Annotated in this window: 13 protein-coding genes; 8 read left to right on the top strand and 5 right to left on the bottom strand. The window is 63.9% G+C overall.

Annotated elements, in window-relative coordinates; translation table 11 throughout:
- Positions 1 to 150: 150 nt before the first annotated feature.
- Positions 151 to 351: a copper chaperone gene (locus tag QFZ94_RS20910; RefSeq protein ID WP_429459219.1), complete on the top strand. Its 201-nt coding sequence runs from the start codon at positions 151 to 153 to the stop codon at positions 349 to 351.
- A 65-nt stretch (positions 352 to 416) separates the two neighbouring features.
- Here QFZ94_RS20910 and QFZ94_RS20915 read toward each other — a convergent pair whose 3' ends face one another.
- The 3 genes from QFZ94_RS20915 to QFZ94_RS20925 all read right to left on the bottom strand — a co-directional run bounded on the left by QFZ94_RS20915 (position 417) and on the right by QFZ94_RS20925 (position 2,479).
- Positions 417 to 881 carry a RidA family protein gene (locus QFZ94_RS20915; RefSeq protein WP_429459221.1) on the bottom strand — a complete coding sequence of 155 codons (465 nt, stop codon included), beginning with the start codon at positions 879 to 881 and terminating at the stop codon, positions 417 to 419.
- A gap of 50 nt (positions 882 to 931) precedes the next feature.
- Complete coding sequence (locus QFZ94_RS20920) at positions 932 to 1,639, bottom strand: SDR family NAD(P)-dependent oxidoreductase (RefSeq protein ID WP_410848058.1); 708 nt, start codon at positions 1,637 to 1,639, stop codon at positions 932 to 934.
- Positions 1,640 to 1,792: 153 nt separating this feature from the next.
- Positions 1,793 to 2,479, bottom strand: a complete 687-nt coding sequence (locus tag QFZ94_RS20925; RefSeq protein ID WP_429459223.1) for an NnrU family protein — start codon at positions 2,477 to 2,479, stop codon at positions 1,793 to 1,795.
- Positions 2,480 to 2,990: 511 nt separating this feature from the next.
- Here QFZ94_RS20925 and QFZ94_RS20930 point away from each other — a divergent pair.
- From QFZ94_RS20930 to QFZ94_RS20950, 5 genes are all read left to right on the top strand, one after another.
- On the top strand, positions 2,991 to 3,683 hold the full coding sequence (locus QFZ94_RS20930; protein WP_429459225.1) for a response regulator: 693 nt from the start codon (positions 2,991 to 2,993) through the stop codon (positions 3,681 to 3,683).
- A 249-nt stretch (positions 3,684 to 3,932) separates the two neighbouring features.
- Positions 3,933 to 4,583 carry a response regulator gene (locus QFZ94_RS20935; RefSeq protein ID WP_429459227.1) on the top strand — a complete coding sequence of 217 codons (651 nt, stop codon included), beginning with the start codon at positions 3,933 to 3,935 and terminating at the stop codon, positions 4,581 to 4,583.
- A gap of 341 nt (positions 4,584 to 4,924) precedes the next feature.
- Entirely contained in the window at positions 4,925 to 5,995 is a 1,071-nt protein-coding gene (locus QFZ94_RS20940) for a DNA-binding protein (RefSeq protein WP_429459229.1), read from the top strand.
- Between the two features lie 116 nt (positions 5,996 to 6,111).
- Entirely contained in the window at positions 6,112 to 6,795 is a 684-nt protein-coding gene (locus QFZ94_RS20945) for an FMN-dependent NADH-azoreductase (protein ID WP_429459231.1), read from the top strand.
- A gap of 4 nt (positions 6,796 to 6,799) precedes the next feature.
- Complete coding sequence (locus tag QFZ94_RS20950; RefSeq protein WP_429459233.1) at positions 6,800 to 7,246, top strand: cupin domain-containing protein; 447 nt, start codon at positions 6,800 to 6,802, stop codon at positions 7,244 to 7,246.
- A 72-nt stretch (positions 7,247 to 7,318) separates the two neighbouring features.
- Here QFZ94_RS20950 and QFZ94_RS20955 read toward each other — a convergent pair whose 3' ends face one another.
- Entirely contained in the window at positions 7,319 to 7,726 is a 408-nt protein-coding gene (locus tag QFZ94_RS20955) for a hypothetical protein (protein ID WP_368586237.1), read from the bottom strand.
- Between the two features lie 297 nt (positions 7,727 to 8,023).
- On the opposite strand from QFZ94_RS20955, the gene QFZ94_RS20960 reads away from it, so the two are divergent.
- On the top strand, positions 8,024 to 9,376 hold the full coding sequence (locus QFZ94_RS20960; RefSeq protein WP_429459235.1) for an MFS transporter: 1,353 nt from the start codon (positions 8,024 to 8,026) through the stop codon (positions 9,374 to 9,376).
- Between the two features lie 53 nt (positions 9,377 to 9,429).
- Here QFZ94_RS20960 and QFZ94_RS20965 read toward each other — a convergent pair whose 3' ends face one another.
- Positions 9,430 to 11,961, bottom strand: coding sequence for a transglycosylase domain-containing protein (locus QFZ94_RS20965; RefSeq protein WP_429459237.1), 2,532 nt, complete (start codon positions 11,959 to 11,961; stop codon positions 9,430 to 9,432).
- A gap of 134 nt (positions 11,962 to 12,095) precedes the next feature.
- Between QFZ94_RS20965 and fabV the strand changes: the two genes are divergently transcribed.
- Positions 12,096 to 13,292 carry an enoyl-ACP reductase FabV gene (gene fabV / locus QFZ94_RS20970; RefSeq protein WP_429459239.1) on the top strand — a complete coding sequence of 399 codons (1,197 nt, stop codon included), beginning with the start codon at positions 12,096 to 12,098 and terminating at the stop codon, positions 13,290 to 13,292.
- The last annotated feature ends 59 nt before the right edge of the window (positions 13,293 to 13,351 follow it).

Consider the following 13,351-nt stretch of genomic DNA (forward strand, 5'->3'; position numbering starts at 1 on the left):
CAGAGCACGAAACGGCAGGCGGCGCTAGTATCTGCATCGTCATTCGGCGGTGCGATCGGTGCGACGGTCAGCGGCTGGTAGATGACACGCCATGGCTGGACGGGCATCGTCCCGTTCGATATCCAACGTTGCTGACTGGAGAGGGGAAACGTGAAGTTCTCGATGAAAACCGAAATCCGCGCAGACGATGTTTCGACGATCGAGCATGCAATGAAGTCGGTGGATCCCGACGCGAAAGTCGCGGTCGACGTTGGCACGCAAAGCGTGAGCGTCGACTCGTGGTTGATGCCCGAGGAGTTTCTGGTCGCGTTCTACGACGAGGACTACGACGTGGCCATCAAGGATTGGTGACACGAACGACGCTCGCGCGGATGTGCCCGGCGGGCAGGGCATGCGTCGTGCGTCGCTCGGGTCGGTCAGGCGGGCACGATCTCGGCAATGACGACAATCACGACAGCGGCGTTGGCGGGACCCTGGCTATGCGAGAACGCCGAGCGCGCATGTCCCGCCTTGTCACCGAGCACGGCGGCGAACAGATCCGAAGCGCCATCGACCACGGCGGGCTGATCGTGGAAACCATCGGCGGAACTGACGTGCCCCTCGACGCGAACGATGTGATGCAGGCGCTCGAAGCCGCCGAGATGACGGGAGATCTGCGCGAGCGCGTTGAGCGCGGCGAGTTGGGCCGCCTTGCGGCCCTGTTCGAGCGTCAGGGACTCGCCGACACGCCCCGTATAGACCATTTTGCCGGCGGACAGCGGCACCTGCCCGGAGATAAAGAGCAGGTTGCCGGCTTCACTGACAGCGGTATAGCTGCCTAGCGGTTGCGGCGGAGCGGGCAGTTCGAGACCGAGTTCGGCGAGTTTCTGTTGGACGGACATGGTGGGCTCCTCGAGTGTAGTGTCGAGCGCGGGCGGCGGCGCTAGACCATTTACTGGCCTGCGCTCTGCCCGCCGTCCACATGCAGGATTTCGCCAGTCACAAACGGTGCCGAGTCGAGATAGAGGATCGCATTCACGATGTCGCTCATCTCGCCCATGCGCCCGACCGGATGCATTGCGGCGAGCGTCGCGTGCGACTCGGCGGGATGCATCGGCGACTTGATGATGCCGGGCGACACCGCGTTGGCACGGATACCGGCGTGCGCATATTCGATGGCGAGCGAACGCGTCGCGGCATTCAGACCGCCTTTCGTCAGCGACGCGAGCACCGACGGCACCTTGCTGTTCGCTTTCTCCGCGAGCGTCGTGGTCACGCTGACCACGTGGCCGCTGCCATGCTTCTGCATCGCTTCGATCGCGTACTGGGTAATGTAAAAGAAGCCGTTCAGATTGACGTTGAGAATCGCCGAATAGTCTTCGGCGCTGTACTGCGTGAAAGGCTTCGCGATGAAGATGCCCGCGTTGTTGACGAGCGTATCGACGCGTCCAAAGTGCTCGATGGCAGCGTCGACGACGCGGCGGGCGGTAGCTGCGTCGCCGAGGTCGCCGGCCACGGCGACATAGTCGGCCTCGACGGCCGGTACGATGGAACGAGCCGTGGCGACGACGCGATGACCTTGCGCGCGGAAGGCTTTGACGGTTTCAGCGCCGATGCCTTGCGATGCGCCGGTGACGATGACGACCCTGGAAGTGCTCATGGTTTCTCTCACAGTGTGATTGATTCGGCCTGCTGGCCGTTCGAATCGATGGACTCGATGCAGCGCACTGTAGGCGCATCAGCCGCGAATTCGAACACACACCGTGGACAAAGAGTCTTGCGCCACGAGAACAAATCTCGTGGAATCGGCCGGCTAGAGCCAGCGCCAGATCCCCGCGGGCCAACCGGAGAGCGGGATATGCGCCCATGTCGCCACGAGCCAGAAAACCACGCCGCCAACCAGCGCGTGCATGCCGAAGCCGCCCAGCCGCGCGCGTCCGGCGGCGATCGCCGCGAACGGCAGATAGCTCGTCTGCGACTCCCATGCGGGCCACAGATCGGGTTGCAGACGCCGCTTCTTGCGGTCCTGTAATGCGGCGCCGACCAGCGCGAGGATGATGATCGCCCCGGCAAGCACGATGTTTCGGGTGACCGGCAACACGGCGATATGGCACAGCCCCCACAGCGCGAACGACCACATCATCGGGTGACGTGTCACCGCGTACACGCCGTGCGCCGCGTCGGGAAGAGCAGCGGGGCGGCCCGCGGTGGGCAACGCCGGGTTGCGGATCAGCGAGCCCATCAGAAGGATCGATGCGATCAGCATGACCACGGTCACAACCGCCCACAGCACGTTGCCTGCCGGCCAGAGCGGCTCGGAGACGGGCGTCCGGTCGTAAGCCATGACCATCCAGCCGAACGTCAGTATCGCGATCAGCGAATAGACGCCCATGGCGGCCCGTTCGCCGATTGCCCGGACCATAGCGGCCCGCAGCGGATGGGACAGGAGAAAGTGGCTACCGACAAAAGCGAATGCCGCCACGACGAGTGTGCTTTCCATGGGCCCGGCTCCTCGAGTCAGATGATCGGTGGAACGTGTGCACTGGAGAATACTACTTCGTGTGCCGCAATGAGCGCGGCGAGCGTTTCGCGAGTTCGATTGCCGCGCGCGGGCATCCGGCTAGGGTTACAAGCCTTCACACGGCCCGTCGACGGGACGAGAACTGCCCCTCGTTAGTTGAAGAGAGTAGGTGATCGAACGATCGCCGAAGCCAACTTTGCAAGGGGGAGTTCATTCAGCAAGCGCTGCCTGGCCGCTGCGGCAGGTCGCTGGTTGAGGCGCCGCGAAGCGCTGTGTGACATGGCCGGGCAGAGTGTCGCCGCCCGGGCGCCGATCTGTTTTATCGCGTGTCGTGCGACCTTGCAATGCGAAGCTTCCTGCTCTGCGGCGATCTGCGACGGTGTTTGGCTTAAAAGAAGCCAGGGATCGCAAAACGTGAAGGTAAACCCGCAGAGCAAACGTCCCGCCGCTGGCTATCATACAAAGGTCCTATCTCGACGATATTGACAATATGGATGCGTTCGCAATTCGGGTCATCCTTGCCGATGACCACCCCGTCATGCTCAGCGGTATCTCGCATGAGTTTGCAGAGGTGAAGACAATCCAGCTCGTAGGTACAGCGAGGAATTCGACTGAGCTGATCGCGCTTCTCACGAGCACACAATGCGACGTTCTCGTATCCGATTACGCGATGCCTGCGGGCGAATACGGTGATGGAATCGCGCTGTTCTCTCTGATCAGACGTCGCTATCCCGAGATCAAGATCGTCGTTCTGACCATGCTGGACAACCCGGCGGTGATACGTGCGCTCGTTACGCAAGGCGTAACGTGCATCGTCAGCAAATCCGATGCTGGCGCCCACCTTATCCCCGCCGTTCATGCCGTCCATAGCGGCGGCAAATACTATTCGCCAACGATCAATCAGATCGTCCAGTCGATCGACTGGAACCGTCGGGGCAGGGGCTCATCGGACGTGCTGAGCCAGCGCGAATCCGAAGTTGTGCGTCTTTTTGCATCCGGGCTGACTGTGAACGAGATTGCCGAGAAATTGAGTCGCAGCAAGAAAACCATCAGCACGCAGAAATCGAAGGCGATGGAAAAACTCGGCATTGAACGAGAAGTCGATCTGTTTCGGTATGCGATGGAAAATGGGCTGGTGACCTCGTCGCAGAAGACGTCTGACAGTTCTTCCTCCACAGAATAAATGCAGGGAGCGATTCAGCCTTGCAAATAACAATGTAAAGCTCTTACGGAATGCTTGCATTCTTGCGGATCTGGATTCCGTCGCCCCGCTTCAACCACGAAACATCTGGATTGAGTCGCCGTCACTGCGGCGGAACACGGTCGCCCGCACGCAGACTGTTCAAGACCGCGAGTATTACGCGAATCCTTGATGTGGTCATAATCGACTTCCGTCGCAATGTAATTAGAGGCGTTGGAGGCGCCATAAAACGTGAAGGGATCAAAAAAACAGGTTTCGAGAAGCGCGACGGGATACGAACTCGAAAGAAGCAGCACGATCTCGGTGGTTGGCACGGCGATAAATTCGACCGAACTGATGGCCGCGCTGACCAACTCGCCTTGCGACGTGGTCGTCTCGGACTACGTGATGCCCGGTGGACGGTATGGCGACGGACTGGCGCTTTTCGCTGCCATTCGCCAGCACTCTCCGAGCGTGCGGGTGGTTGTGCTGAGCATGATGGAAAATCCGGCGGTTGTGCGCCTGCTGATGCAGGGAGGCCACTGCTGTATTTTCAGCAAGGCTGATCCGATCAGTAACCTGACGATCGCGGTACATGCCGCCTACGCGAATGGCCGCTATCTGTCGCCGCGCATGGCGGCCATCTCGGACACGATCAAACCGGGTGGGCGCGGCAACACGGCGGGATCCCCATTGACGCGATGTGAACTGGAGGTCGTACGCCTGTTTGTTTCCGGGATGACTGTTACGGAAATTGGCGAGCTATTGCGTCGCAGTAAAAAAACGATCAGTACGCAAAAAAGCTCGGCAATGCTCAAACTGAGTATCGAGCGAGACGCGGACCTGGTGCGTTACGGAATGGAAAGCGGATTGGTGCCGTCCGCGGAGCCCGGCAATTCGTAACACGAACCGACGCGTAAGTTTTTGGCTTAGGCAGGAATCAGCGTGAGCGTGCCGCGCGTGCCGGCTTCCCTGGCGACGCTCCCGACGTTGGACTGCGCGACCGCTGCCGTTTCGGGCGCGCGCGGCCACTACACATTGACACCAAGTCTTCAGCCCACAGGACTTTCCAAGTCGCGGGCCGGTGAAGTGGCGTTGTGAACCTCAGCGCTGCGGTGTCCCGGGCGGCAGATTCTACACACGACATTATAGTACTAATGTCGTGTGTAGGATGCGTCTATGTAGCATTCCATGCATTTTACGTTGTATTATCAACGCATCAACATTTCTTGGCCGCTTCCACCATGACCCTCGAAGCCGACATCGAAGTCGTCCGTCAAAACGCGTCCGACACGCAGACGCTTTATCGTGAGGTCTGCGCGCTGCTGTTTTTCCGCTACGGCGAAACGCCGACCGCCAATCGCCTGTATCAATTAGTCCGCAAAGGCAGCATGAGCGCGCCGGCCAAAGCGTTGCGCGATTTCTGGACCGACGTGCGTGACAAAACGCGTGTCGACGTCGGCCGTCCCGATTTGCCGCCCGAAGTCGCAGCGGCAGCCGGCGACTTCGCGGCGCAGATGTGGCGTCTGTCCAGCGACGCCGCGAACGCCGCGCTGGACGTGTTCAGGCAGGACGCCGACGCCCAGATCGCCGCGGCGCAAGAACAGGCCGACCAACGGGACAGGCAGCGTCAGGAAGCCGTCGACCGGGCCGAGCAGTCGGCCAACGACGCCGCGACCCTGCGCGCGCGCCTAGCCGGCCTCGAGGCGCGCATCGTCGAACTGCAGACGGCCAACGACATGCTGACGTCGCAACTGACGGCATCGAAGGAAGAAATCGCGGCAGGCGCCGCCGCGCTCGCCGATGCCCGCCGCGATTTCGCCGACGAGCTCGCGAAGCTGCGCCGCTCGCACGAGCAGAACGAGCAGCGGCTCGCCGCGGCGGAAAAGCGCGCATTACTCGAAATCGAAGGAGAACGTGCCGCGGCGCAACGTCTGCGCAAGGAGCTTCAGGCGAGTCACGAACGGGCGGCGACGCTCGAAGCCGAATCGCGAACCGAGCGCGACGCGCTGCGGGACGAGTTGGCCGCATCGAAGGCGGAACTGGCTGCCTCGGTTGCGCGGCACGCGGAGACCCGCGGGCAGCTTGCGGAAAAGGACGCGTTGCTGGCCGAACGCGTGGCTGCGGCCGACCTGTTGCGCCAGCGCATCGACACGCTGTCGCGGCAGATCGAGACGGCGCGAACAGAAAAAACGTCCGCGCGCCCTGCCCGCCGCGCCCGCGAAAAATCGCCCGCGCAAGGCCGCGCAGTGGCGGGTTTCTCGGGCGGACCGTTCGTCAAACGCTCGGCCAGCGCTAAATCACACGAGTCGTAACAACGCGCAAAAGCGGCACAGGTGGCTACCTTGAATTCGACAAAACCGGTTATTCCACCAAGCCAGTCGACCGTTTAACCTGAGCTCACGTTAAACCCACCGCGAGGACGGCCCTCATGAAAATCTTGCACGTCGACGCCAGCGCGAAGCGCGAGCGATCCAATTCCCGCGCGCTCGCCCGCTATTTTCTCGAGCGTCTGCGCGAAGAGCGCGTCAAGTTCGACGTCGACTATCTGGACGTGACAGTCGACACACCACCGCACGTCTCCGAAGCGTTCGCGATCGCCACCTACACCGCCGCGCAAGAGCGCACGGCGGCGATGAAAGCGACGCTGGCGTCATCGGATGCGCTGTGCGCACGCCTGCTCGCCGCCGACGCGCTGGTGTTCGCCATGCCGATGTACAACTGGTCGATGCCCTCGGCGTTCAAGGCGTTCATCGACAGCGTCACGCGGACCGGCGTGACCTACCTGCACGCGGAAGACGGCCGCATCGTCGGGCAGCTCGGCCGGCACAAGGCATTGTTCATCACGAGCCGCGGCGCGGATCTGCGCGCGGGCTCGCCGTATGAATCGATGGATGCGCTGACGCCGGCGCTGAAGGCGGCATTCGGTTTTCTTGGCGTCGCCGCGCCGACTTTCGTCGATGCGCAGCCGCTGCAGTTCGCCAATCCCGAGGCGCGGGCCGTGGCGCTCGAACGTGCGCGTGGAGAATTGGCCGCGGTTGCGGCGCAGTGGGCGCAAGGCGAACGGGTGGCAAACCAGCAAGCCGAGGCGTTGTGCCAGGCCGACGTGGAGTGAAGCTATGAACACGATCCGCACTCTATTCGCGTCGGCGCTGCTGGCCGGCGCCGCGATCACGGGCGCATGGCAGTCCGCCTATGCCGCCGACACCGCCGGGGCGAGCGCAGCCCCTCACGAAACCATCGCCCCCGCCTTCGCCGTCCCGATCGCGAACGTGCCGGGCAAGACGATGACCGCGCTCGTCGTCGACTATGCGCCGGGCGGCAAGTCGGCGCCGCATCGGCATGGCCAGGCGTTCGTGGTGGGCTATGTGCTGTCGGGCGCGATCCGCAGCCGCGTCGATAGCGGCGGGGAGCGCGTCTACCATGCGGGCGAATCGTGGACCGAGAAGCCCGGCGCGCATCACATGGTCAGCGAGAACGCGAGCACGACCGAGCCGGCAAAACTGCTCGCGATTTTCATCGCGGATACGAACGACCAACACCTGGTGACGTTCGATAAAAAGTAATCGTCATCGTGCGGTGGCCCTCGCCGCCCGCGCGCATCGATGCAGGTGCAACGATGCGCGCGCAACGCAGCATCAGAAGCGCGGATGACACTCGAAGCTGACCGACGACGCGTGCTCGGTCATCGCGCTGACGCCGCTGACCGTCTCCCTGTTCACACTGCTTTGCATGCCGCGACGATCGCAGTAGTCGCGCGCCTCGTTCATCGCGAGTTCGTGCGCGCGCGCCCAGGCCATGCGCCCGCCGGTCGCGCTAGCGGCGACCGTATAGCTGCCGGGCTTGCCGCTCGCGACCACATCCGTGCTGGACGCGCAGCCGACGAGACTCGCGCACGCGAGCGCCACTGCGACCGCTGCGCTCACACGCGTGAGCAGCGGCGCCCTCTTCCTTTCTGCGCTCGCAACTCGCGCGGCGCACTCGGCTTCGCATACCCGCACCGTTGCGCACGCTCCGGCAAGACTGTCCGAACCCTGATTCGACATCGTGGATCACCTGCATTTTTAACTGATTAGTCAGGCAGTAATTATCCGGAATCGTTCGCGCAAGATCAGCCGATACAACCGAAAACACTGTTGCGCGGCTCTTAACAATGGTCACGAGCACGATGCCGCGACGAAGTCCGCAATGAGCGGACCATGTGGTTCACGAAAGAGCTTCCAGAATCCCTTTGGAGCGTTTAGTCTGTAGCGATGCCTGTTCGACAGACAGGCATATCGAACCGCGGACGGACCCCCACCACATAGCGGCATACACCGGTCGCCGAACCGGAGGAGACACATATGGATCTCGAGGCACGTACCCTTCATCGCGTCACGATGCGGCTCATCCCGTTTCTGATGCTCTGCTACTTCATCGCTTATCTGGATCGCGTCAACGTCGGCTTCGCGGCGTTGCAGATGAACAAGGCGCTCGATCTTTCCGCGAGCGCGTTCGGCTTCGGCGCGGGCGTATTCTTTCTCGCGTACTTCTTTTTCGAAGTGCCGTCGAACCTGCTGCTCGAACGATTCGGCGCACGCCGCTGGATCGCGCGGATCATGTTCTCGTGGGGCATCCTCGCGGGCGCGATGGCCTTCATCCCGGACATCGCGCGCTTCACCGGGCTCTCGCCCGCGCACGTGTTTTACGGCCTGCGCATCCTGCTCGGCATCGCCGAGGCCGGTTTTTTCCCGGGCATCATTTTTCTGCTGACCTTGTGGTTTCCGGCCGCGTATCGCGGGCGCGTGGTCGGCTATTTCATGGCGGCGATTCCGCTGTCGACGGTGATCGGCGGCCCGATCTCCGGCGCACTGCTGTCGCTCGACGGCATCGGTGGACTCGGCGGCTGGCAGTGGCTGTATCTGATCGAGGCGGCGCCCGCGATATTGCTGTCGGTCGCGGTGCTGCTCTATCTGACGGACAAGCCCGCCGATGCCACCTGGCTTAGCACCGAGGAGCGCGAATGGCTGATCGCGCGCCAGAAGCAGGAGCGTGAGCATCGCGAGGCGGTGCGCCACTTCAGCGTAAAGGAGGCGCTGATCAATCCGCGCGTGCTCGCCATCGCGCTGATCTATTTCGGCGCGAACGCGACCAACTACGGCCTGAGCTTCTTCCTGCCGCAGATCGTGAAGGCGTTCGGTCTGACCAATCTGCAGACGGGTTTCGTCACGTCGCTGCCGTACGTCGTCGGGCTGATCGGCATGATCGTGTGGGGGCGGCATTCGGATCGACACCTCGAGCGCCGCTGGCACGTCGCGATCGCGCTGTTCATTGCGGCGGGCGGCATCGCGGTCGCGGCCGGGCTCGACAATCCGGTCTTGAAGATGGTTGCGCTATCGATTGCCGGCTTCGGCATCTTCGGTTGCCTGCCGGTGATCTGGACCTTGCCGGCCGCGTTCCTGTCGGGCGCGGCGGCCGCGGGCGGCATCGCCGCGATCAATTCGCTCGGCAATCTGGCGGGTTTTTTCGGCCCGTTCGCGATGGGCTGGATCAAGGACAGCACCGGCGGCTTCGGCGCGGGGCTGCTATGCCTCTCGGGCGCGGGGCTGATCGGGATGGCGGCAGTGTTGCTGCTGCATCACGACACGTCGCTCGAGACGGTGCATGGGAATCCGCATGCGCGGCCGTCGGGTGAAACGGGCGTCGCGAGGTCCTAGCCTTCTGCCTCACCCAGTTCGATACGCACCCGGGCAGCGCGCCCGGGTCGGATTCAGTTCACCGCGCTGCCGTTGTTCGACCCTGCGCCGCCCTGAGCGCCCGCATCGGGCGGCACGACGTCGTCTGGCGTCGGGGTCGGCGCGAGCGCGGCCGCACCACCGCCACGGGTTTCACCGTCGACGGTATTGCCGGGCGGCGTCGTGGGAGCCCCTTCCGGCCCCGACCCAGGCGCCGGCAGCAACGGCGGCAATTCGCGCACTTCGCCCGGCACCGCGGACGCACCCGCTGCCTCTGACCCCGCCGGGGAGGCCACGGCAGACGCCGGGGGCTGCACCGGCGCCACCGGCGCACGCCGCGCCGGAGCACGCGCCACGACCGGTTTGTCCGGCTGCGTCGGCGTGCGCGTGAACAGGTTCTCGATCCAGTTGCGCAAGCGTTCGGCGCGCTCGGCCAACCAGCCGGGCTGCTGCGCGGTATCGAACTTCATGTGGCTGTCGACGAGCCGCGAGCGCTGCGCGCGCTGGAAGAAATCGCCTACGATCGGCAGCGCGCTATGCGCGCCCTGCCCCCAGTAGTCACTGCGCAACGTCACGCGGCTGTCGTTGAAGCCGACCCACGCCCCCGCTACCAGTTGCGGCTGCATCAGGATGAACCAGCCATCCGCGTTGCCCTGGGTCGTGCCGGTCTTGCCCGCGACGTCGCCGCGCACGCCAAAGCGCGTGCGGATGCTCGCGCCGGTGCCGCGGCTGACCACGTCGCGCATCACGTCGACGAGCGTGCGCGCCGCGTCGGCGGGCAACTCGCGCTTCGGTGTGGCCGGGCTGAATTCGGCCAGCAGGTTGCCGTTGCGGTCCTCGATGCGCGTGACCATCAGCGGCTCGACGTAGCTGCCGAGGTTCGCGATCGTGCCGTACGCCGACACCATTTCCTTCAGCGTGACCGGGCTCGTGCCGAGCGCGAGCGACGGCACCGGGTCGAGCTGGCTGTCGCGCACGCCCATCGCGCGCGCGAGCTTCGCGACCCGGTTCGGACCGACCGACTCCATCACCTGTGCGGTGATGCGGTTGCGCGAATACGCGAGCGCATCGCGCAGGCTGATCATGCGGCCGCTCGGCTCGTCCTCGTCGTTCGGCTTCCAGAGTTCGCCGCCGGCGAGTTCGATCTGGACCGGATTGTCGGGCAGTTTGTCGTCGGGCTTCGCGCCGGCCTCGAAGGCCGCCGCGTACACGAACGGCTTGAACGTCGAGCCCGGCTGACGGCGCGCCTGCTGCACGTGATCGAACGGATCGACGCCAAAGTCGCGGCTGCCGACCCACGCCTTGATCTCGCCGGTACGCGGGTCCATCGCGAGGAAGTCGGCCTGCACGCGCGTCTTCGTGTCGCACACGCTTTGCACCAGCTTGCGATCGGCGAACAGCTGTTTGAGCGCGTCGTCGTCGGACAGGCCCGTGTCTTTGGCCGCGCGGAAGTCGGGCGTTTCGCGCAGGAACGTGCGCAGCAGGTCCTTGTCCGCCGAGCAGCCCGCGCGCGTGCCCCACGCCGAGTTCGCGATGTTCTGCAACTGGTTGCCCTGCAGCGTGACCGCCTGGGTCGCCATCGTCTGGAGGCGCGAGTCGATCGTCGTGCGCACGACGAGTCCATCGGAATAGATGTTGTAGTCGTTGCGATCGGCCCACGCGACCAGCCATTTGCGCAGCTGCTGCGTGAAGTGCGGCGCGGGTCCGGGTGGCTCGATCTGGCGCTCGAAGTCCAGACGCAGCGGCTTGCGGGCGAGCCCGTCGTACTGCGCGGGCGTCAGCTTGCCGTACTTGACCAGTTGCGCGAGCACCGTATTGCGCCGCTGCAACGCGCGCTCGGGGTTCAGCACCGGGTTGTAGTACGCGTTGCCCTTCAGCATGCCGGTCAGCGTCGCCGCTTCGAGCACGTTCAGCTCCGACGCGGACTTGTCGAAATAGGTACGCGCGGCCATTTCGATGCCGTACGCGTTGTACAGGAACGGCACCGTGTTCAGGTAGGTTTCGAGGATCTCGTCCTTCGTGTAGAACGCCTCGATCTTCAGCGCGGTGATCGCTTCCTTCAGCTTGCGCGTCAGCGTCGGCGCGCGGCCGATTTCATCCGGATACAGATTGCGCGCGAGCTGCTGCGTGATCGTAGAGCCGCCCTGGCGGTCGCCGGAAAACGTGTGCAGCGCGGCCGAAGCGGTACGCCGCCAGTCGAGCCCGAAATGCTGATAGAAGCGGTGATCCTCGGTCGCGATCAGCGCGTTGACGACGTTCGGCGAGATGTCCTTCAGCTTGACCCACTCGCGGTTCGACGGCTTGAACTCGGCGAGCAGCTTGCCGTCCGCCGACAGGATCTGCGCGGGCTGCTCGATCTTCGCCTTGCGGATGTCGCCGATGCTCGGCGTGAACGGAATCAGCAGCAGCACGTACAGCACGAACAGCACCGGCAGCGCGGCGAGTCCCCATGCGAACGTGCGGCGGGTCGGGTGGCGCAGATGCCACGCGGCCCTCGCGAACAGCGGGTTCGCGAGGGTCAGCCCTTTGTCGAGGGCCGCCAGAAAGGAGGAAAAGAGGCGCTTCACGTACTGTCGTCGGCTGGGAAAGGCGCAATCGTACCAAGATGTGGGGGGTGCGCCGATTTTTGCTCCCTTCGCGGGATGGCGTGCGGCCTCGGCGGGGCCACTATAATGTCGCCAATTCCGACAAGAGGTGCTTCATGATCATCAAACCGCGTGTGCGTGGCTTCATCTGTGTATCGACCCATCCGACCGGCTGCGAAGCCAACGTCAAGGAACAGATCGAGTATGTGAAGGCACGCGGCCCCATCGCCAACGGCCCGAAGAAGGTGCTCGTGATCGGCGCGTCGACCGGCTACGGCCTCGCCGCGCGCATCAGCGCCGCGTTCGGCTCGGGCGCGTCGACCCTCGGCGTGTTCTTCGAGCGCGCGGGCAGCGAAACCAAGGCGGGCACGGCCGGCTGGTACAACACGGCGGCGTTCGAGAAGTTCGCCACCGCCGAAGGCCTGTACGCGACCAGCATCAACGGCGACGCGTTCTCCGACGAAGTGAAGGCGCGCACCATCGAAGTGATCAAACGCGATCTCGGCCAGGTCGATCTGGTCGTGTACAGCCTCGCGGCGCCGAAGCGCCAGCACCCGAAAACGGGCGAAGTGTTCAGCTCGGTGCTAAAGCCGATCGGCAAGGCAGTCAATCTGCGCGGCATCGATACCGACAAGGAAGTGATCAGGGAAACCGTGCTCGAACCGGCGACGCCGGAAGAAATCGCGCACACGGTCGCGGTGATGGGCGGCGAGGACTGGCAGATGTGGATGGACGCGCTGGGCGAAGCCGGTGTGCTCGCCGACGGCGCGAAGACCACCGCATTCACCTACCTCGGCGAGAAGATCACGCACGACATCTACTGGAACGGCTCGATCGGCGCGGCCAAGAAGGATCTCGACCAGAAGGTGCTCGGCATCCGCGCAAAGCTCGCGGCCAAAGGCGGCGATGCGCATGTCGCGGTGCTGAAGGCGGTCGTCACGCAGGCAAGCTCGGCGATTCCGATGATGCCGCTGTATCTGTCGCTGCTCTTCAAGGTGATGAAGGAAAAAGGCACGCACGAAGGCTGCATCGAACAGGTGTACGGCCTGTACAAGGACAGTCTCTATGGCAGCCAGCCGCATCTGGACGACGAGGGCCGTCTGCGCGCCGACTACAAGGAACTCGATCCGCAGGTGCAAGGCCGCGTGCAGGAGCTTTGGAACCAGGTGACCAACGACAACATCTACGAACTCACTGACTTCGCCGGCTACAAGACCGATTTCCTGCGTCTGTTCGGCTTTGAAATGAAGGGCGTCGACTACGAGGCGGACGTCAATCCGGACGTGCAGATTCCGAATCTCGTGCAGGTTTGATTCCCCGAGGGGCGGGCCCGCATCGCGAGTTCGCCCCTGCTGTTGCCCCCGCTCGACTG

The sequence above is a fragment of the Paraburkholderia sp. JPY465 genome (assembly GCF_050436725.1).
GTDB lineage: Bacteria > Pseudomonadota > Gammaproteobacteria > Burkholderiales > Burkholderiaceae > Paraburkholderia > Paraburkholderia youngii.

Bases quoted from the DNA above. Each gene is read 5' to 3' on its own strand.
- QFZ94_RS20915 (WP_429459221.1), bottom strand. From the start codon at position 881: ATGTCCGTCCAACAGAAACTCGCCGAACTCGGTCTCGAACTGCCCGCT.
- QFZ94_RS20920 (WP_410848058.1), bottom strand. From the start codon at position 1,639: ATGAGCACTTCCAGGGTCGTCATCGTCACCGGCGCATCGCAAGGCATC.
- QFZ94_RS20925 (WP_429459223.1), bottom strand. From the start codon at position 2,479: ATGGAAAGCACACTCGTCGTGGCGGCATTCGCTTTTGTCGGTAGCCAC.
- QFZ94_RS20930 (WP_429459225.1), top strand. From the start codon at position 2,991: ATGGATGCGTTCGCAATTCGGGTCATCCTTGCCGATGACCACCCCGTC.
- QFZ94_RS20940 (WP_429459229.1), top strand. From the start codon at position 4,925: ATGACCCTCGAAGCCGACATCGAAGTCGTCCGTCAAAACGCGTCCGAC.
- QFZ94_RS20945 (WP_429459231.1), top strand. From the start codon at position 6,112: ATGAAAATCTTGCACGTCGACGCCAGCGCGAAGCGCGAGCGATCCAAT.
- QFZ94_RS20950 (WP_429459233.1), top strand. From the start codon at position 6,800: ATGAACACGATCCGCACTCTATTCGCGTCGGCGCTGCTGGCCGGCGCC.
- QFZ94_RS20955 (WP_368586237.1), bottom strand. From the start codon at position 7,726: ATGTCGAATCAGGGTTCGGACAGTCTTGCCGGAGCGTGCGCAACGGTG.
- QFZ94_RS20960 (WP_429459235.1), top strand. From the start codon at position 8,024: ATGGATCTCGAGGCACGTACCCTTCATCGCGTCACGATGCGGCTCATC.
- fabV (WP_429459239.1), top strand. From the start codon at position 12,096: ATGATCATCAAACCGCGTGTGCGTGGCTTCATCTGTGTATCGACCCAT.